The sequence below is a fragment of the Streptomyces sp. PsTaAH-124 genome, assembly GCF_000373685.1.
Lineage (GTDB): Bacteria > Actinomycetota > Actinomycetes > Streptomycetales > Streptomycetaceae > Streptomyces > Streptomyces andamanensis.
This window is the reverse complement of the sequence record NZ_KB892158.1, coordinates 91,053-108,912: the sequence shown is the minus strand read 5'-3', so window position 1 is coordinate 108,912 and position 17,860 is coordinate 91,053. Positions and strand designations below refer to the sequence as shown.

The following is a 17,860-nucleotide window of genomic DNA, read 5'->3' as shown; positions in this document are numbered from 1 at the left end:
CCTCGTCACCCTCTTCGAAAGTTTCGAGGAGGGGCGTGGCTCACCCCGCCGGTGCCGCCGTGCTGCTGCGCACCACCAGGCTGGTCGCCAGCTCCACCCGGGTGGCCGCCGCCTCCCCCTCCCGCCCGAGGTCCAGCACCAGCCGCGCCGCCGCCTCCGCCATCTCCGTCAGCGGCTGCCGTACGGTCGTCAGCGGCGGCCCCACCCAGCGGGCCACCGGGAGATCGTCGAAGCCGACCACGCTCAGGTCCTCCGGGACGCGCAGGCCCAGTTCGCGCGCCGCCTCGTACAGGCCGAGCGCCTGGAGGTCGTTGCCCGCGAAGACGGCGGTCGGCCGGTCGGCGCGGCGCAGCAGGTCCAGGCCGAGGCGGTGGCCGGCCTCGTGGTGGAAGTCGCCGGTGAGGATCAGCGAGGGGTCCACGGGCACGCCCGCCGTCTCCAGCGCGGCCCGGTAGCCGTCCAGGCGGGCCCGGCTGCACATCATCCGGGACGGACCGCTGAGCGCGCCGATACGGGTGTGGCCCAGCTCGACCAGATGCCGGGTGGCGGCCAGACCGCCCTGCCAGTTGGTCGCGCCGATCGAGGGCACGTCGGCGCCCGGGTCACCGGCCGGGTCCATCACCACGAACGGGATGGAACGGCTGGCCAGCAGCGCCCGCTGGGACCCGTCGAGCCCGGACAGGACCAGCACCACGCCGTGCGGGCGGCGGGCGGCGACCTGGTCGGCCCAGGTCCGCCCCGGGGTGAGCCGACCCGCGCTCTCGGAGAGCACCACGCTCAGGCCCGCGTCGCGCGCCACGTTCTCCACGCCCCGGATGACCTCCATCGCCCAGGCGCTCTCCAGCTCGTGGAAGACGACGTCGATCAGCGGGGAGCGGGTGGCCTCGGCGCGCCTGCGCCGGTAGCCGTGGGCGCGCAGCAGCTCCTCGACCCGGCTGCGGGTGGCCGCGGCGACATCGGCACGCCCGTTGAGGACCTTCGAAACAGTCGGAGCCGACACCCCGGCCTCGCGGGCGATCTCGGCGAGGGTGGCGGTACGGGTTTCCACGGGCTTGGTCGGCTTCATGGCCGGGATCGTATCTCTGCGCGACCCCTTGACGAACCCAGGTGCGCGCCTTACGTTCCCGGAACATTCGATGCTTCAACCGAAACATTCGAGAGGTGCCGTCACCATGGAGTCCTACAGCAGACGCTGGTTGCTCGGCGCCGGCGCCACCACCCTGGTCTCGGCCGCCGGGCTCACGGCCTGCGGTTCCGGCGGTTCGGGCGGCTCGGGCGGCGCCCTCACGGCGCTGGTGTACGGCGACGACGAGGCGAAGATCCAGGCCGCGGCGGTCGACCGGTTCAACGCCTCGGCCGCCGCCCGGCGGACCAAGGGCAGGATCGAGCTCCAGAAGGTGCCCGGCTCGGAGTACCCGGCCAAGCTGCGCACCGCGATGGGCTCGCCGGGCGCCCCCGACCTCTTCTTCAACTGGGGCGGCGGCTCCATCAAGGCGTACAAGGACGCCGGACAGCTCGTCGACCTCACCGACGCCATCGCCGCCGACCCGGTGCTCAGGAACGGCTTCCTGCCCTCGGTGCTGGCCGCGGGCGCGCTCGGCGGACGCGACTACGGCATCCCGATGCGCGGCATGCAGCCGGTCATCCTCTTCTACAACAAGGCGCTGTTCGCCGAGCACCGGTTGCGACCGCCCACCACCTGGGACCAGTTGCTCGACAACAACGCCAGGCTGAAGAAGGCCGGGATCACCCCCTTCGCGCTCGGCGGCTCCGACATCTGGCCCGAGCTGATGTGGCTGGAGTACCTGGTCGACCGCATCGGCGGCCCCGAGGTCTTCGACCGGGTCAAGAACGGCGACCCGGCCGGCTGGGGCGACCCGGCCGTCCTCAAGGCCGCCGAGACCGTCAGGCAGCTCATCGACGACGGCGCGTTCGGCACCGGCTTCAGCTCGGTGGCGTACACCAACGGCGGCGCGCCCGCCGTCTTCGCCAGGGGCAGGGCCGCGATGCACCTGATGGGCTCCTGGGAGTACTCCACCCAACTCGGCAAGTTCCCCGGCTTCGCCCGGAAGGACCTGGGCTGGTGCGCGTTCCCGAGGTACGAGGGCGGCGCCGGTGACATCCGCAACGTGGTCGGCAACCCCACCAACTACTGGTCCGTGAACGCCCGTACGTCCGACAAGGACACCGTGCTCGCCTTCCTGCGGGACTGCGCCTCCGAGACCTACGCCAAGGCCCTGGTCGCCAACGGCAGCATCCCCGCCACGTCCGGCGCGGCGAAGCTGCTGGCCGCCGCCCCCAACCCGGAGTTCGCCGCGTTCCAGTACCGACTGGTGCAGCAGGCACCGGCGTTCACGCTGAGCTGGGACCAGGCCGTCGACCCGGCCGTGCAGACGCCGATGCTCACGGAGATCGACAAGCTGTTCGTGGGCAAGTCCTCGCCGAGCCGGTTCGTCTCCGCGCTCCAGGGACTGAAGTGAGGACCGGGACGAGGACCGAGGCGGGCGCGCCGCGCCGCGGGCGCGGGGCGGGGCGGCCGCACGCCGTCTGGGCGCTGCCCGCCGTCCTGTTCTTCACGTTCTTCGCCGTGGTCCCCATGGCGCTGGCCTTCGGTCTGTCCTTCACCCGCTGGAACGGCCTCGGCGACCCCGAGCCGGTGGGCCTGGCCAACTGGAGCAAGCTGCTGCACGACCCGCGCCTGACCCAGTCCCTCACGGTGACCGTCGCGCTGACCGCCGCCAGCTGGGCCTTCCAGACCGTGGTCTCGCTGCTGCTCGGGGTGTGGGCGGCGGGCCGCCAGCGCAACCGCGCGATCCTCTCCGCGGTCTTCTTCGTGCCGTTCCTGCTCTCCTCGACGGCGATCTCGCTGCTCTTCTACGCCCTGCTCGACCCGAACTTCGGCATCGTGCACGGGGACACGCTGGGCTCCACCTCCGGCGCGCTCCTCGCGCTGGTCTTCGTCGGCGGCTGGCAGTTCATCCCCTTCCACACCCTGATCTACCAGGGCGGCGCCCGGCAGATCCCGGACGTCCTGCACCAGGCGGCGGCCATCGACGGCGCCGGGCGGCTGCGCCGGTTCCGCTCCATCACCCTGCCGCAGCTGCGCCACACGGCGACCACGTCCGGCGTGCTGATGGTCGTCGGCTCGCTGACGTACTTCGAGACCGTGCTGATCCTCACCCAGGGCGGTCCGGGCACCGACACCGCGATCCTGCCGTACCTGATGTACGAGGCGGGCTTCAAGAACTACGACTTCGGCTACGCCGGTGCCCTCGCCTCCTTCCTCGTCGTGGCCGCCACCGCGCTCTCCCTCGCGCTGGTCCGGCTGACCGGTTTCGGCGCCATGCGCAGCACCCGCGAGGGGATGTGACATGACCTCACCCGACACGCTGCGCCGCCCGCGCCCCGTACGGACCCCCGGCGGGCCGCCGCCCGCCGCCGGGCGCCGCCGCCGGATCCGGCGCGCCAACCCGGTCGCGGGCGTCGCCTCCGTACTGTGGCTGGCCGTGGTGCTCGTCCCGCTCTACGCGATGATCTCGGCCTCGCTGACCCGCCAGGACGAGGCCCTCGGCCACAACGCGCTCCGGCCGCCCGCCCACCCCACGCTCCGCAACTACGACACCGTCCTGCACAGCGGCTTCGGCCACTTCCTGGCCAACACCGTCCTGGTGGCCGCCGCCGTCGTGGCGATCGTCCTCGTGCTGTGCGTCCCGCTGTCCTACGCGGCCGTGCGCTCCCGCTCCTTCTGGTCGGGCGCGTCCTTCCGGCTGTTCCTGCTGGGCGTGGCCATCCCCGCGCAGGCGGTGGTCGTCCCGCTCTATCTGATGATCGCCAAGCTGAACCTCTACGACAGCCTGCTCGCGGTGATCCTGCCGACCGCCGCCTTCGCCATGCCCGTCTCGGTGCTGGTCCTCACCGGCACCCTGCGGGACATCTCCGAGGAGCTGTACGAGGCGATGGCGCTGGACGGCGCATCCACCACCCGCATGCTGTTCCGGCTCGTGGTCCCGCTGGCCAGGGGCGGCATCGGCACGGTCGTCGTCTACGCCTCCCTCCAGGCGTGGAACGGCTTCCTCTTCCCGCTGATCTTCACCCAGTCCGACGGCCCGCGGGTGCTGACCCTCGGCCTGTTCACCTACGTCAGCGAGTTCGGCGTGGACATCCCCGCGCTGCTCGCCTCGGTCGTCCTCTCCGGCATCCCGGTCCTCGCCGTCTACCTGGTGGCGCGACGCGCCCTCGTCGGCGGCCTGATGGGGGTGGGCGGCAAGTGAACCCGTCCGCCGCCGGTGCCTCCCCCAGGAGTTCCATGACCCCCCGTTCCGGTTCCCGTCCCCGTCCCCGTCCCCGTCCCTGGCAGGACCCCGCCCGGCCCGCCGCCGCCCGCGTCGAGGACCTCCTGTCCCGGATGACCCTGGAGGAGAGGACGGCCCAGCTGTACGGCGTGTGGGTGGGGGCCTCGGCGGACGGCGCCGGGGTCGCCCCGCTCCAGCAGCACATGGACGCCGGGCCCGACTGGGAGGCGCTGATCACCCGGGGCCTCGGCCAGCTCACCCGGTCCTTCGGCACCGCGCCGGTGGAGCCCGCCGCCGGGGCCCGCGCCCTGGCCCGCGCCCAGCGCGCGATCGCCGGGGCCGGCCGGTTCGGCGTCCCGGCCGTCGCCCACGAGGAGTGCCTGGCCGGCGTCACCGCCTGGGGCGCGACCGCCTACCCGGTCCCGCTGGCCTGGGGCGCCGCCTTCGACCCGCCCCTGGTGGCGGAGATGGCCGCGCGCATCGGCCGGGACCTGCGCTCGCTCGGCGTCCACCAGGGCCTCGCGCCCGTCCTGGACGTGGTCCGCGACCCGCGCTGGGGCCGGGTCGAGGAGACCATCGGCGAGGACCCGTACCTGGTCGCCACCCTCGGCACCGCCTACGTACGCGGCCTGGAGTCGGCGGGCGTCGTCGCCACGCTCAAGCACTTCGCCGGGTACGCCTCCTCCGCGGGCGCCCGCAACCTCGCCCCGGTCCGGGCGGGCGGCCGCGAGTTCGCCGACGTCACGCTGGTGCCGTTCGAGATGGCGCTGCGCGAGGGCGGCGCCCGCTCGGTGATGGCCGCCTACACCGAGACCGACGGCGTCCCCTCCTCCGCCGACCCCGCCCTGCTCACCGGACTGCTGCGCGAGCGCTGGGGGTTCACCGGCACGGTCGTCGCCGACTACTTCGGCGTCGACTTCCTCCAGACCCTGCACAAGGTGTCCGGCGGACCCGCGGAGTCGGCGCACCTGGCGCTGGCGGCCGGGATCGACGTCGAGCTGCCGACCGTCAAGTGCTACGGCGACGAGCTGGCCGCCGCCGTGCGCGCGGGCACCGTACCGGAGGAGCTGGTGGACCGGGCCGCCCGCCGCGTGCTGCTCCAGAAGTGCGAACTGGGCCTGCTGGACGCCGGCTGGGACCCGGGGCCGCCCGCCGGACCCGTCGACCTGGACCCGCCGGAGAACCGCGCCGTGGCCCGCCGCCTGGCCGAGGAGTCGGTGGTGCTCCTCGACAACCCCGGCGGTCTGCTGCCCCTCTCCCCCGCCGCCCGGATCGCGGTCGTCGGCCCGCGCGCGGACGACGCGCTGGCGATGCTCGGCTGCTACTCCTTCCCCTCCCACGTCGGCGCCCAGCACCCCGAGGTCCCCCTGGGCATCGCGATCCCCACCCTGCTGGAGGCGCTGCGCGGCGAACTGCCGGACGCCCGGGTGACGTTCACCGAGGGCTGCGGCGTCGCGGATCCGGACACCGCCGGTTTCGCGGCGGCGGTGGCCCGCGCGGCGGAGGCCGAGGTGTGCGTGGCCGTGCTGGGCGACCGGTCGGGCCTGTTCGGGCGCGGCACCTCGGGCGAGGGCTGCGACGTGGCGGACCTCGCGCTGCCCGGTGCGCAGGGCGAGCTGCTGGACGCGCTGGTCGCCACGGGGGTGCCCGTCGTCCTGGTGCTGCTCACCGGCCGCCCCTACGCGCTGGGCCGCTGGGCGGGCCGGCTGGGCACCGTCGTGCAGGCGTTCTTCCCCGGCGAGGAGGGCGGCCCCGCGGTGGCGGGCGTGCTGTCGGGGCGGGTGAACCCGTCCGGCCGCCTCCCGGTGAGCGTGCCGCGCGGTCCCGGCGGCCAGCCCTGGACCTATCTCCAGCCGCCGCTGGGCCTGGCCGACGAGGTGAGCAGCCTGGACCCGACCCCGCTCTACCCGTTCGGGCACGGCCGCTCGTACACGACGTTCGCCTGGACGGCGGACCGCGACCGCGACCGCGGCGACGGCGACGAGGTGGCGGCGATCGGCACGGACGGCGGGTACGACCTGTCGGTGACCGTCCGCAACACGGGCGGCCGGGCGGGCGCCGAGGTGGTCCAGCTCTATCTGCACGACCCGGTGGCCTCGGTGACCCGGCCCGATGTCCGCCTGATCGGCTACCAGCGTCTTGAGCTGGCCCCCGGCGAGGCCCGCCGGGTCACGTTCGGCTTCCAAGCGGACCTGGCGGCCTTCACCGACCGCACCGGCCGCCGGATCGTCGAACCGGGCGCGCTGGAGCTGCGGTGGGCCGCCTCCAGCGCGGACGTGCGGCACACGGTCCGGCTGACCCTGACGGGTCCGGTGCGGGAGGCGGGCCCGGACCGGCGGCTGCGCTGCGAGGCGCGGGTGACGGCGGTGGAGTGAGCGGCGGGGTCCGGCCGGGCGCGGTGTCCCGGCCGGACCCGTACGGCACACGGCGCCGCCCCTGCCTCCGGGCGGCGACAGCACAAGACCCCGCCCCGGACGAACCGGGACGGGGTCTGATCGAGCGCTGGGCCGGCCTTGCACCTGCATCTCCCCGCAGGAAGCGGGGCGTCTTTCCTTGGACCACCAACGCACTGCTCGCGGGCCGTTTTCCGGCCGCTTGCTGTGTGATGATCATAGCGCAGACGCGGGGCGGTACGCCAACTCGCCTACTGCGGACCGTCGTCGACCTGCTCGAAGCGCCAGCGGTGGACGGCCCTGGCCACCAACCCCGGTGCGGGCTCGGGCAGTTCCGGGAGATCGGCGCCGAGACCGGCGGCGTCCCACCAGGTGATGACGAGCACCCGGTCCTGCGGGGCGCGGAACGTCTCGCGGCGCAGTGGCTCCCGAGGGAGCGTCTGCCGCTGCGCCCAGTCGAGGAGTTCGCCGCCCCGGCCCTCGGCCGCGCGGGCCTCCCACATCAGCGCGACGGTCACGAGTACAGGTTCTCCTTGCTGACCTCGTGCACATGGTCGTGGCTGTGGCCGTGCCCATGGCCGTGGCCGTGGCCGTGCGGCTGGGACGTGCCCGGCACATGCGGGTCGGTCACCGGCAGCGAGGAGTCCGCGGACAGGTCCCAGTCGGAGGCCGCGCGGTTGCGGGCGACCATCTCGGCGCCGAGCGCCGCCACCATCGCGCCGTTGTCCGTGCACAGCTTGGGGCGGGGCACGCGCAGCCGGATCCCGGCCGCCTCGCAGCGCTCCTGGGCGAGGGCGCGCAGCCGGGAGTTGGCGGCCACCCCGCCGCCGATCATCAGATGGTCCACGCCCGCGTCCTTGCAGGCGCGCACGGCCTTGCGGGTGAGGACGTCCACGACCGCCTCCTGGAAGGACGCCGCCACGTCCCGCACCGGCACCTCCTCGCCGGCCGCCCGCCGAGCCTCGATCCAGCGGGCCACCGCCGTCTTCAGACCGGAGAAGGAGAAGTCGTAGGCGGCGTCGCGCGGACCGGTCAGACCGCGTGGGAAGGCGATGGCCGCGGGGTCGCCCTCGCGCGCGTAGCGGTCGATGACCGGGCCGCCCGGGAAGCCGAGGTTCAGCACGCGGGCGACCTTGTCGAACGCCTCGCCCGCCGCGTCGTCGATCGTCGCGCCCAGCGGCCGCACGTCGGAGGTGATGTCGGTGGCCAGCAGCAGCGAGGAGTGGCCGCCGGAGACCAGCAGCGCCATGGTCGGCTCGGGCAGCGGGCCGTGCTCCAGCTGGTCCACGCAGATGTGCGAGGCGAGGTGGTTGACGCCGTACAGCGGCTTACCGAGCGCGTAGGCGTACGCCTTCGCCGCCGACACGCCCACCAGCAGCGCACCGGCCAGCCCCGGCCCCGCGGTGACCGCGATGCCGTCCAGGTCCCTGGCGCTCACCCCGGCCTCCTTCAGCGCCCGGTCGATGGTGGGCACCATCGCCTCCAGGTGGGCGCGGGAGGCGACCTCGGGCACGACACCGCCGAAGCGGGCGTGCTCGTCGACGCTGGAGGCGACGGCGTCCGCCAGCAGGGTGGTGCCGCGGACGACGCCGACACCGGTCTCGTCGCAGGAGGTCTCGATACCGAGGACGAGAGGCTCGTCGCGCAGGTCAGCCATGGATCTCGGTTCCTTGTACGGAGGCGGAGGGGTCGGACAGGCGCATCACCAGGGCGTCCACGTTCCCCGGCTGGTAGTAGCCCCTGCGGACCCCGATGGGGGCGAAGCCGAAGCGCTCGTAGAGCTTCTGCGCGCGGATGTTGTCCACGCGGCACTCCAGCATCACCTCGGTGCACTCGAAGGCGGTCGCGGCCCGCAGCAGCTCGGTCAGCAGCCGGGCGCCGAGCCCGCTGCCCCAGAGGGCGCGGGCGACCGCGATGGTCTGCACGTCGCCCTGGCCGCCGGAGGCGACCAGCCCCGCGTAGCCGGCGATGCGGCCCTCCGCCTCGGCCACCAGATAGCGCCGGGTGGCCTCCGGGCCGCGCGAGTGCGCCAGCTCGGACCAGAACATGCCCCGTGACCAGGCGTCCTCGGGGAAGAGTTCCTTCTCCAGCTCCAGCACCGGGTCGATGTCCCACCAGCGCATCTCGCGCAGCGGGTGCCCGGCGGCCCGGTTCGTCGTCGCTCCGGTCACTTCGGGGTGACCACCTTGTAGTTCTTGGGCACCTGCGCGTCCGGCCTGCGCAGGTACAGCGGGCGGGGGGCGGGCAGTTCCTCACCGGCGGCCAGCTTCTCGGCGGCCAGCGAGGCGAGGGCGGCGGCCGACACGTGCTCGGGCTCGTGCACCTTCGGGAAGGTGTCCGGGTAGAGCAGCGCGCCCGCGCCGACCGCGGGCAGCCCCGCGACCTGCTCGGCGATGTCGGCGGGCCGGTCGACGGCCGGGTCGGTCAGCCGGGTGCGCGAGTCGGCGTAGCGCGCCCAGTAGACCTCCTTGCGGCGGGCGTCGGTGGCCACCACGAAGGGGCCGGGGACGTCGGCGGCGTAGGCGAGCCCGTCGAGCGTGCACACGCCGTGCACGGGGACGCCGAGCGCGAGCCCGAAGGTGTCGGCGGTCATCAGGCCGACGCGCAGTCCGGTGTAGGGGCCGGGGCCGATGCCCACCACGACGCCCGTGACGGCGTCCAGCGTGACACCGGCCTGGGTCAGGACCCGGTCGACGGCCGGAAGCAGCAGCTCTCCGTGCCGACGCGCGTCCACCTGACCGGACGAGGCGATGACGGCCGTCCCGTCGTGCAGGGCGACGGTGACGGCGGGGGTGGCGGTATCCAGAGCGAGCAAGAGCACGCGAACAGCCTACGGCGCCGGGGGGTGGTGGGGGACGCGGCGGGCGGACGGGGGCCTGGAGGGGGCAGGGTGCGGGGGTCCTGGAGGCGGGGCGGTGAGGCGGTGCCGGGCCCTGTGGCGGGACCGGGCCGGTTCCCGTGGCAGACCGGGCACGGTCCCGTCGCGGGCCGGACGCCGGACCGGCGCACAAGGCCCGACAGCAGAGCAGCAGACCAGGCAGGAGACCTGGCAGCAGACCCGGGCGCGGGCCGGACGGGGGGCGGACCCGGGCGTGGACCGGGCGGCGGACCGGTGGGGAGACGGGGGAGACACCGAGCCGGCAAGGGGGCGGCAGACCGGGGCACGAAGTGAAGCAAGCCACGGGCGGGCCGACCCAGAACCGGCGCAGCCCCCACCTCCCACTGGTCGAACCGACACACACCCCACCGACCGCACCGCCGCCCGTACCACCCCCGCGCCACCCCAGGGCCGACACGGCCCCGGTGCCGGGCCGGGCGCCCCGGCGGGGGACATTGCGGCTGCTACCGTCGCAAGACGGCGAGTGGTGCAGCAACCGACACAAAGGTGGGCGACCGTGGCAAGGAGCAGCTCGGGATTCGTGGCCGGGCTCACCGCCGCCGCCGTCGTCACGGTCGGGTTCCTCGCCTACCGGGCACAGGCGAACGTGCCGCCGGACCTGTCCGGCCGGCCGGGCGCCTCGGCGACGGCCGCGGCGAGCGCCAGCAAGGCGCCCCGCGACCGGCGCCACCCGGCGGCTCTGCCGGCCGGGTCCGGCACGGGCGAGCGGGTCGTGTACTCGGTGGACGACGACCGGGTCTGGCTGGTCGGCGCGGGCGGCCGGGTGGAGAACAGCTTCAAGGTCGTCCCGGGCACCGTGGACCCGGCACCGGGCACCTACGCGGTCACCTCGCGCTCCAAGGCGGTCACCGGGACGGACGGCGTCCCCGTCGAGCACGTCGTGCGGTTCGCGAGTGTCAACGGGGTCGTGATCGGCTTCAGCGCGGCCGTGGACAGCACGCCGCCCGAGGTGGACACGTCCGGTTCCGTGCAGACGGGCGGCATCCGCGAGTCGCGGCCGGACGGCGGGACGATGTGGATGTTCGCGACGATCGGCCAGAAGATCGTCGTCATCCGATAGGGCTACGCCGCGCGCCGCTGCTCCTCCACCGGGCGGGGGACCGAGCGCCCCCCGGCGGGCTCCGGGGCACGCGGCGGACGCGAGACGGCCTCGGCCGCGGCGCAGGAGGCCAGCAGGTCGCGCATGCTCACCCCGGTGACCGGCTGGGCCGGATACGGGCGGGGCGGGTTCTCGGCAGCCGGCATGGACGCCTCCTAGGGCCGGGGGCGGGCGTAGTTAGGTAGACCTAACCACGAGCTGGCTACCATGTGACCACGCCCGGGAGCCCCGACGCAAGGCTTGCCGACAGCCTGTCGGAACGAAGGACGGAACGAAGGGCTCCCCCGGCCCCCGGCGGCCGCTACGCGGTGAGAACGCTCAGATCCGCGGCCGACCAGCGCGGGCCGATCCCGGTCACCGTCAGCCGACGCGTCTCGTCGTCCGCCTCCCCGGCCCCGGAAGCCGTCCCGGTCGAGCGGTGGATGGCGATCTGGAGGCGGTCCTCGGTCAGCTCCTCGACCTTGCCCTCGCCCCACTCGACGACGATCACCGAGTCCGGCAGCGAGACGTCCAGATCGAGGTCCTCCATCTCGTCGAGCCCGCCGCCCAGGCGGTACGCGTCGACGTGGACGAGCGGCGGCCCGTCGCCGAGCGACGGGTGCACCCGGGCGATCACGAAGGTCGGGGAGGTGACGGCGCCGCGCACGCCCAGGCCCTCGCCGAGTCCGCGGGTCAGCGTGGTCTTGCCCGCGCCCAGCTCCCCGCTGAGCATCACGAGGTCGCCCGCGCGCAGCAGACCGGCGAGCCGGCGGCCCAGCTCCCGCGTCTGCTCGGCGGCGGTGAGGGTGAGCTCGACGGACACGGGGTCAGCCGCGCTGTGCGGTGCTGCTGGCATTGCTGGCCTTTCCATGGTCACCCACGGTAGCGCCTGCCGGGACCGCGCCCGCCCGGGTCAGCAGGTCGGCGAGCCGGTCGGTGACGACCTCCGGGTGCTCCAGCATCACCAGGTGCCCGGCGTCCGGCACCAGCACCAGCTCGGCGTCGGGCAGCAGATCCGCGATGGCCTCGCTGTGCTCGCTGGGCGTGACCAGGTCCTGCACCCCGGCCAGCACGAGCACCGGCTGCCGGGCGAAGAGGGCCAGCGCCTCGGTCTTGTCGTGGTCGGTGAAGGCCGGGTAGAACTCGGCGACCACGTCGATGGGGGTGCTCTCGATCATCCGCTCGGCGAACCGGGCGACGGCCGGGTCGATGTCCCGCCCGGCGAAGGAGTACCGCTTGATGACCCCGGCGAACAGGTCGGCGGTGGCCCGCCGCCCCCGCTCCACCAGCTCCGCGCGCTGTCCGAGCGCCTTGAGCACCCCGGGCAGCACCCGCCGCACCGCGTTGACCCCGGCCGGCGGCAGCCCGAAGTCGACCTCGCCCAGCCGCCCCGAGGAGGTGCCCACGAAGGCGGTGGCGACGACCCGGTCCCTGATCAGCTCCGGGTACTGGGCGGCCAGGGCCATCACGGTCATCCCGCCCATGGAGTGCCCGACCAGCACGACCGGGCCCTTCGGCGCGGCGGCGTCGAGGACGGCCTTCAGATCGCGGCCCAGCTGGTCGATGGTGAGCGGCACGTCGTCCCGGCTCTGGGCCACGCCCCGCCCGGACCGGCCGTGGCTGCGCTGGTCCCAGTACACGGACCTGACCACCCCGCGCAGCGCGGCCCGCTGGAAGTGCCAGCAGTCCTGCCCGAGGCAGTAGCCGTGGCTGAAGACGACGGTCACGGGCGCGGGGTCCTTCAGCCCGAAGAGCCGGCGGCGGCGCGGGGAGAGCGCCTCGGCGGCCGGGTCGAGGTCGTCGGCCTCGTCGGTCTCGTAGTACAGCTCGGTGCCGTCGTCGGCGTACGCCCGTCCCGGGGTGCCGCGCAGCGATCCGTACGGCCCCGCCGAGTCCAGGGCGAGCCGGGCCTTCCTGCGCATGTTCCGGCCCACGGTCATCCGTTCGACGGCGACGGTGGCGGCGGCGCCCGCCGCCACCACGCCTATCGCGGCGCCCGCGATACCGGTCGCCCTGCGCCAGCCGCCGAACGCCCCCGAGGCGCCGGCAGCCGCACTGCTCTCGCTCACGTACCGCTCCTCCGTGTGACGGTCCGGCGTGTGCCGTGCCGTGTCCTGCTCGTCCGGGGCGTCCCGCCGGGGTGTCCTCGGGCGCCCCGGCCGGACTGCGCCCCTTCGGCCGTTACTCCCGCTCGCCCGCCGCCCCGCGGGGACAGGTCTCGTGGAGATGGACGCGGGGGACGCGTGTTCCGATGCGTGTGACGATCTCGTACGCGATGGTTCCGGCGGCCTGCGCCCAGTCCTCGGCGGTGGGCTCGCCCCGGTCGCCCGGCCCGAACAGCACGGCCTCGGACCCGGTCTCCGGTTCGTCGCCGCCCAGGTCGACGGCGAACTGGTCCATGGCGATCCGGCCCGCGACCGTGCGCCACTTGCCGCCGATCAGCACCGGCCCGGTGCCGGAGGCGTGGCGCGGGACGCCGTCCGCGTAGCCGACGGGGACCAGGCCGAGGGTGGTCTCGCCCGGGGTGACGTAGTGGTGCCCGTAGCTGACGCCGTGGCCGCCGGGCACGTGCTTCACCAGGGCGAGGGAGGCGGACAGGGTCATCACCGGGCGCAGTCCGAAGTCGGCCGGGGTGCCCAGTTCGGGGCTGGGCGAGAGGCCGTAGACGGCGACGCCCGTGCGGACCAGGTCGAAGTGGGTCTCGGGCAGGGTGAGCGTGGCGGGCGAGTTGGCGATGTGCCGCACCTTGGGGCGCACGCCGCGCGCCTCGGCGTACGCGGTCATCTCGTGGAACCGGTCGAGCTGCGCGGTGATCGAGGGGTGCCCCGGCTCGTCGGCGCAGGCGAAGTGGGACCACAGTCCGGTGATCCGGACCAGGCCCTCGGCCTCGGCGCGCAGGGCCTCGGCGACGAGCGCGGGCCAGTCGGCGGGCTGGCAGCCGTTGCGGCCGAGCCCGGTGTCGGCCTTCAGCTGCACCCGGGCGGGGCGTCCGGCGGCGCGCGCGGCCTCCCGCACCTCCGCCATGGCCCACAGCCCGCTCACCGACACGTCCACGTCGGCCTCGATCGCCTCCCGCCACGGGCCGCCCGGCGTCCACAGCCAGCACATCACCCGGACCTGCTCGGGCGAGAGCCCGGCCGCGCGCAGCGCCAGCGCCTCCTCGGGCGTGGCGGTGCCGAGCCAGGTGGCACCGGCGGCGACGGCCGCGCGGGCGCACGGCACGGCGCCGTGGCCGTACGCGTCGGACTTGACCACGGCCATCAGGGCGGCACCGGGCGCCCGCTCGCGCAGGGCCCGCACGTTGGCCCGCAGAGCGGCCAGATCGATCTCGGCGCGGGCGCGCAACGGGGCCGTCCGCGGGTGTGCTGTCTCGTTCATCGCGCCCCCAGTCTCTCAGAGGGCGTCCGGGGCGGCGGGAGGTCCCGCGGCCCCGGGTCCGGGCCGCGGGCGGCCACCTCAGCCCCGTGCGTCCGGTACGTCCCGTACGTCCCGCCACGCGTCCGGGATCGCGGCCGCCACGTCGTGGGCACCGGCGGGGGCGCCGGCCGAGGCGAAGCGCCCGGCGAGGCCGTGCAGATAGGCGCCCGCGCTGCCCGCGTCCAGGGGGGAGAGCCCGGCCGCCAGCAGGGAGCCCGCGAGACCGGACAGCACATCGCCGCTCCCCGCCGTGGCGAGGTACGGGGTGCCGGTCGGGTTGACCCGGACCGGACCGCCGTCCGGACCGGCGACGAGCGTGGTCGAGCCCTTCAGCAGCACGGTCGCCCGGTAGGCGGCGGCCAGCTCCCGCACGGCGGACAGCCGGGCCGCCTCGACCTCCTCGCGCGCCACCCCCAGCAGGGCGGCGGCCTCGCCCGCGTGCGGGGTCATCAGGGTGGGCGCCCCGCGGTCCCGTACGGCGGCGCGGCCGGCCAGCCGCAGCCCGTCCGCGTCCAGCAGCACGGGCACCTGGGACGCCAGCACCTCGGCCACCGTCGCCGCGTCGTCCCCGGCCCCCGGGCCCACCACCCATGCCTGCACCCGGCCCGCCTCGCGCGGCCCCCGGTCGGACACCAGGGTCTCCGGGAACCGGGCGATCACCGCCTGCCCGGCGGGACCGACGTACCGTACGGCGCCCGCCCCGCCGCGCAGCGCGCCCGACACCGCGAGCACCGCCGCGCCCGGATAGCGGGCCGAGCCCGCGGCGACCCCGACCACGCCCCGCCGGTACTTGTCGCTCTCGGCGGCGGGGCGCGGCAGCAGCGCGGCCACGTCGGCGTGCTGGAGCGCCTCCAGCTCGGGCGCGGCGGGCAGTTCGGCGCCCAGGCCGATGTCGACGAGCCGGACCGTACCGGCGTACTCGCGGGCCGGGTCGACCAGCAGCCCCGGCTTGTGCGTACCGAAGGTGACGGTCAGGTCGGCGCGGACGGCCGCCCCGCGCACCTCGCCGCTGTCCGCCTCGACCCCGCTGGGCAGGTCGACGGCGACCACGGCGGCACGGGCGCGGGCCGCGTGCTCGGCGAGCGGTACGGCCTCGGGGCGCAGCCCGCCCCTGCCGCCGATGCCCACGATCCCGTCGACGACCAGGTCGGCCCCGTCGACCGCGGCCGGTCCCGCGTCCGCGGTCGTGACCGTGCCGCCCGCGCGCCGCAGGGCCGCGAGTCCGCCCGGGTGGGTGCGGCCGGGGGCGAGTTCGACCGCGGTGACCCCGGCGCCGCGGCGGGCCAGCCGGGCGCCCGCGTACAGCGCGTCGCCGCCGTTGTCGCCGCTGCCCACCAGCAGCACCACCCGGCGGCCGTACACCCGCCCGAGCAGGTCCGCGCAGGCGGCGGCGAGCCCGGCGGCGGCGCGCTGCATGAGCGCCCCCTCGGGAAGCCGCGCCATGAGGGCGCGCTCGGCTGTCCTGACCGTCTCGACGCTGTGGGCGATACGCATGTCGTCGAGTCTGCCCCGCATACGTGCGGTGCCGCACGGGAACCCGGTGGTCCCGGTGACGAGCGACGCGGCGGGGACCGGACCCCGGAGGGAGGCGGGCGCATGGCCGAGGACCCGGCGGGTTCCGGCGCCTCGCCCCCATGGGCGGCGCCCGGTGACGACGCGGCGCGCCTCCAGCGCCTCCAGGCCCTGGAGCTGCTCCTGACCGAGCAGCGCTTCCGGATCGGCCGGCATGTGAGCGCGTGCGGGGGCGCCGGACCGGACCGGGGCGGCGCCGACAGGTCCACGCTCCCCCACCCGGCCGCCGCGCCCGTGGGCCGGGCCGTGCAGAGCCTGCTCGACGCGCTGCCGGTCCCGGTCACGGTGATCCGCCCGCTGCCCGGCACGCGGGACCCGCGCGACCGGTTCCTGTACGTGGCCCAGAACCGGGCCGCCCGCGAGTACGGCGCCCGGGTCCTGCCGCCGGGCGGGCTGGCGGCGTGGTCCGGCCCGGTACCGCTGTTCGAGCGCTTCCCCACGCTGGCCGGTACCGCCGTGCCCCGGCTGCTCGACGCGGCGCACCGCACCGGTGAGCCGCAGGGCCCGGAGGCCGCCGAGTGGCCGCTGCCCGGCCCCGACGGGCTCACCGTCCGGGTGAGCAGCGAGGTGCGGGTGACCCCCTCGGACGATCTGCTGCTGCTCAGCTGGGAACGCGGCCACGAGTCCCTGATGGCGCAGGAGGCGCAGCGCCTGGTGGGGGTCTGCTGGGCCGAGTGGAGCCTGGGCGACGGCGCCGTCGAGGTGTCCTCCGGGTTCGGGCACGTCCTCGGGGCGGCCGACGGCGAGCCGCCGCCCGGTCTGCTGGAGCTGGGGCGGCGGGTGACACCGCAGAGCCTGGACGCGCTGTACCGGGCGGTCCACGACATCCTGCTGAGCGCGCCGGTGGCGGAGTGCGACCTGCATCTCACCGGCCCCGACGACCGGATCGTCCATCTCGTCGCCGAGCCGGTGCGGCTCGCCTCGGGCCCGGTGTGGGCGGTGCGCGCGGTGCTGCACGACGCCACCTCCGACCGGCGCAGCCACGCGCTGGCCGAGCGGGCGACCCGGGAGGCCCAGGCCCAGCGGGAACGCGCGGACACCGTCGCCGAGGTGGCCGAACGGCTCCGCGACGCCGTCCTGCCCGGCTTCCCGGCGGAGCTGGCCCGGCACGGTGTGGAGGCGGTGGCCGTCTACCGGCCCGAGGCGCGCGCCGCCCGGGTCGGCGGCGACTGGTACAAGACCCGCGTACTGCCCTCGGGCAAGCTGCTCGTCGCGCTCGGCGACGCCCGCGGCCACGGCCTGGCCGCCGTCACGCTGATGGCGAAGCTGCGGTACGCGCTGGCCGGTCTCGCCTACACCGGCGAGCTGGTGGAACGGCTCACCGGCTGGCTCAACGCGGTCGCCTGCGACGACGGCGAGGAGTCCACCGCCACGGCGGTCATCGCCCGCTACCACCCCGACCGCCGGCTGCTGCGCTGGACCTGCGCGGGCCACCCGGCGCCGGTCCTGGTCCGCGACGGCGAGCCCCGGCTGCTCGATCCGCCGCCGGGCGGCCCCGGCATGCCGCTGGGCGTGCTGCCGGAGGAGACGTACACGGCGGCGGAGACGCCGCTGCGCCCCGGGGACGTGGTGCTGCTCTACTCGGACGGTCTGATCGAGCGCCGCGGCTCCGACCTCGACCAGGACTCCGCGCGGCTGCTGCGGGCCGTCGCGCGGGGCGCGGCGGGCGGCGTCCCGCCGGGGCGCGACGCGCTCGGCACCTTCGTACGGGACCTGGTCGACGGCCTCACCGGCCCGCACGCGGAGGACGACGCGACGGTGCTGGCGTTCCGCGTGGTGGACCCGGACGCGCGGGAGGGGAAGGGAGACTGACGCGCCGTCGCGGCGGCGGCTACCCCTCCGCGACGACGACCGCGGAGGCCACGCCCGCGTCATGGCTGAGCGAGAGGTGCCAGGACCGTACGCCGAGTTCCGCGGCGCGCGCCGCCACCGAGCCCTTCACCCGCAGCCGGGGCCGTCCGCTGTCCTCGACGTACACCTCCGCGTCCGTCCACAGCAGCCCGGCCGGGGCGCCGAGCGCCTTGGCCACGGCCTCCTTGGCGGCGAACCGGGCGGCGAGCGAGGCCATGCCCCGGCGCTCGCCGCTGGGCAGCAGCAGCTCCCGTTCCACGAAGAGGCGGGCGACCAGTCCGGGCGTCCGCTCCAGCGACGCCGCGAACCGGTCGATCTCGGCCACGTCGATACCGACCCCGATGATGCTCATGGTGGG

17 protein-coding genes are annotated in these 17,860 nt (G+C 75.5%); 6 read left to right on the top strand and 11 right to left on the bottom strand.

The features are described from left to right. Window positions 1-40 precede the first annotated feature (40 nt). Window positions 41-1,066, bottom strand: a complete 1,026-nt coding sequence (locus B086_RS0102585; RefSeq protein ID WP_018564850.1) for a LacI family DNA-binding transcriptional regulator — start codon at window positions 1,064-1,066, stop codon at window positions 41-43. A gap of 106 nt (window positions 1,067-1,172) precedes the next feature. Between B086_RS0102585 and B086_RS0102580 the strand changes: the two genes are divergently transcribed. From B086_RS0102580 to B086_RS0102565, 4 genes are read left to right on the top strand one after another with little or no spacing between them, the layout of a single operon-like run. Beyond that, the gene (locus B086_RS0102580; RefSeq protein WP_018564849.1) at window positions 1,173-2,480 is read left to right on the top strand and encodes an ABC transporter substrate-binding protein; all 1,308 of its coding nucleotides are present in this window, start codon (window positions 1,173-1,175) and stop codon (window positions 2,478-2,480) included. Continuing rightward, entirely contained in the window at window positions 2,477-3,370 is an 894-nt protein-coding gene (locus B086_RS0102575) for a carbohydrate ABC transporter permease (protein ID WP_018564848.1), read from the top strand. Before B086_RS0102580 ends, B086_RS0102575 begins: the two co-directional genes overlap by 4 nt. Window position 3,371: 1 nt before the next feature. After that, window positions 3,372-4,271 carry a carbohydrate ABC transporter permease gene (locus B086_RS0102570; protein WP_018564847.1) on the top strand — a complete coding sequence of 300 codons (900 nt, stop codon included), beginning with the start codon at window positions 3,372-3,374 and terminating at the stop codon, window positions 4,269-4,271. Between the two features lie 35 nt (window positions 4,272-4,306). Further along, window positions 4,307-6,667 carry a glycoside hydrolase family 3 N-terminal domain-containing protein gene (locus tag B086_RS0102565; protein ID WP_018564846.1) on the top strand — a complete coding sequence of 787 codons (2,361 nt, stop codon included), beginning with the start codon at window positions 4,307-4,309 and terminating at the stop codon, window positions 6,665-6,667. A 269-nt stretch (window positions 6,668-6,936) separates the two neighbouring features. Here the strand turns inward: B086_RS0102565 and B086_RS0102560 are convergent, their stop codons facing one another. The 4 genes from B086_RS0102560 to tsaB are packed head-to-tail and all read right to left on the bottom strand — an operon-like array spanning window position 6,937 to window position 9,506. Next, window positions 6,937-7,203, bottom strand: a complete 267-nt coding sequence (locus B086_RS0102560) for a hypothetical protein (RefSeq protein WP_018564845.1) — start codon at window positions 7,201-7,203, stop codon at window positions 6,937-6,939. After that, a complete protein-coding gene (gene tsaD / locus B086_RS0102555) occupies window positions 7,200-8,342 on the bottom strand; it encodes a tRNA (adenosine(37)-N6)-threonylcarbamoyltransferase complex transferase subunit TsaD (protein ID WP_018564844.1) in 1,143 nt (380 codons plus the stop codon). The genes B086_RS0102560 and tsaD overlap by 4 nt, the downstream gene beginning before the upstream one ends. Then, window positions 8,335-8,808: a ribosomal protein S18-alanine N-acetyltransferase gene (rimI, locus tag B086_RS0102550; protein WP_086024155.1), complete on the bottom strand. Its 474-nt coding sequence runs from the start codon at window positions 8,806-8,808 to the stop codon at window positions 8,335-8,337. Before rimI ends, tsaD begins: the two co-directional genes overlap by 8 nt. Before the next feature lie 44 nt (window positions 8,809-8,852). After that, window positions 8,853-9,506: a tRNA (adenosine(37)-N6)-threonylcarbamoyltransferase complex dimerization subunit type 1 TsaB gene (tsaB, locus tag B086_RS0102545; protein WP_018564842.1), complete on the bottom strand. Its 654-nt coding sequence runs from the start codon at window positions 9,504-9,506 to the stop codon at window positions 8,853-8,855. A 574-nt stretch (window positions 9,507-10,080) separates the two neighbouring features. Here tsaB and B086_RS0102540 point away from each other — a divergent pair. Next, entirely contained in the window at window positions 10,081-10,644 is a 564-nt protein-coding gene (locus B086_RS0102540) for a hypothetical protein (RefSeq protein WP_026252028.1), read from the top strand. Window positions 10,645-10,646: 2 nt separating this feature from the next. Here the strand turns inward: B086_RS0102540 and B086_RS0102535 are convergent, their stop codons facing one another. From B086_RS0102535 to B086_RS0102515, 5 genes are all read right to left on the bottom strand, one after another. Continuing rightward, a complete protein-coding gene (locus B086_RS0102535; protein WP_018564840.1) occupies window positions 10,647-10,829 on the bottom strand; it encodes a hypothetical protein in 183 nt (60 codons plus the stop codon). Window positions 10,830-10,984: 155 nt separating this feature from the next. Beyond that, window positions 10,985-11,518, bottom strand: coding sequence for a tRNA (adenosine(37)-N6)-threonylcarbamoyltransferase complex ATPase subunit type 1 TsaE (tsaE, locus tag B086_RS0102530; protein ID WP_026252027.1), 534 nt, complete (start codon window positions 11,516-11,518; stop codon window positions 10,985-10,987). Further along, window positions 11,490-12,731 carry an alpha/beta fold hydrolase gene (locus B086_RS0102525; protein ID WP_026252026.1) on the bottom strand — a complete coding sequence of 414 codons (1,242 nt, stop codon included), beginning with the start codon at window positions 12,729-12,731 and terminating at the stop codon, window positions 11,490-11,492. Before B086_RS0102525 ends, tsaE begins: the two co-directional genes overlap by 29 nt. A gap of 112 nt (window positions 12,732-12,843) precedes the next feature. After that, complete coding sequence (gene alr / locus B086_RS0102520; protein WP_026252025.1) at window positions 12,844-14,040, bottom strand: alanine racemase; 1,197 nt, start codon at window positions 14,038-14,040, stop codon at window positions 12,844-12,846. Between the two features lie 78 nt (window positions 14,041-14,118). After that, a complete protein-coding gene (locus tag B086_RS0102515) occupies window positions 14,119-15,573 on the bottom strand; it encodes a bifunctional ADP-dependent NAD(P)H-hydrate dehydratase/NAD(P)H-hydrate epimerase (protein ID WP_037872730.1) in 1,455 nt (484 codons plus the stop codon). A 102-nt stretch (window positions 15,574-15,675) separates the two neighbouring features. Between B086_RS0102515 and B086_RS38975 the strand changes: the two genes are divergently transcribed. After that, window positions 15,676-17,463 (top strand): PP2C family protein-serine/threonine phosphatase, encoded by a 1,788-nt coding sequence (locus B086_RS38975; RefSeq protein ID WP_018564834.1) that lies wholly within the window; start codon window positions 15,676-15,678, stop codon window positions 17,461-17,463. 19 nt (window positions 17,464-17,482) lie between these two features. Here the strand turns inward: B086_RS38975 and B086_RS0102505 are convergent, their stop codons facing one another. Beyond that, entirely contained in the window at window positions 17,483-17,854 is a 372-nt protein-coding gene (locus tag B086_RS0102505) for a holo-ACP synthase (protein WP_018564833.1), read from the bottom strand. Window positions 17,855-17,860 lie beyond the last annotated feature (6 nt).

Excerpts from the sequence above, each read along its gene's own strand:
- B086_RS0102580 (WP_018564849.1), top strand. The coding sequence starts at position 1,173 with ATGGAGTCCTACAGCAGACGCTGGTTGCTCGGCGCCGGCGCCACCACC.
- B086_RS0102515 (WP_037872730.1), bottom strand. The coding sequence starts at position 15,573 with ATGCGTATCGCCCACAGCGTCGAGACGGTCAGGACAGCCGAGCGCGCC.
- B086_RS0102570 (WP_018564847.1), top strand. The coding sequence starts at position 3,372 with ATGACCTCACCCGACACGCTGCGCCGCCCGCGCCCCGTACGGACCCCC.
- tsaD (WP_018564844.1), bottom strand. The coding sequence starts at position 8,342 with ATGGCTGACCTGCGCGACGAGCCTCTCGTCCTCGGTATCGAGACCTCC.
- B086_RS0102585 (WP_018564850.1), bottom strand. The coding sequence starts at position 1,066 with ATGAAGCCGACCAAGCCCGTGGAAACCCGTACCGCCACCCTCGCCGAG.
- B086_RS0102535 (WP_018564840.1), bottom strand. The coding sequence starts at position 10,829 with ATGCCGGCTGCCGAGAACCCGCCCCGCCCGTATCCGGCCCAGCCGGTC.
- rimI (WP_086024155.1), bottom strand. The coding sequence starts at position 8,808 with ATGCGCTGGTGGGACATCGACCCGGTGCTGGAGCTGGAGAAGGAACTC.
- B086_RS38975 (WP_018564834.1), top strand. The coding sequence starts at position 15,676 with ATGGCCGAGGACCCGGCGGGTTCCGGCGCCTCGCCCCCATGGGCGGCG.
- alr (WP_026252025.1), bottom strand. The coding sequence starts at position 14,040 with ATGAACGAGACAGCACACCCGCGGACGGCCCCGTTGCGCGCCCGCGCC.
- tsaE (WP_026252027.1), bottom strand. The coding sequence starts at position 11,518 with ATGCCAGCAGCACCGCACAGCGCGGCTGACCCCGTGTCCGTCGAGCTC.
- B086_RS0102505 (WP_018564833.1), bottom strand. The coding sequence starts at position 17,854 with ATGAGCATCATCGGGGTCGGTATCGACGTGGCCGAGATCGACCGGTTC.
- B086_RS0102565 (WP_018564846.1), top strand. The coding sequence starts at position 4,307 with ATGACCCCCCGTTCCGGTTCCCGTCCCCGTCCCCGTCCCCGTCCCTGG.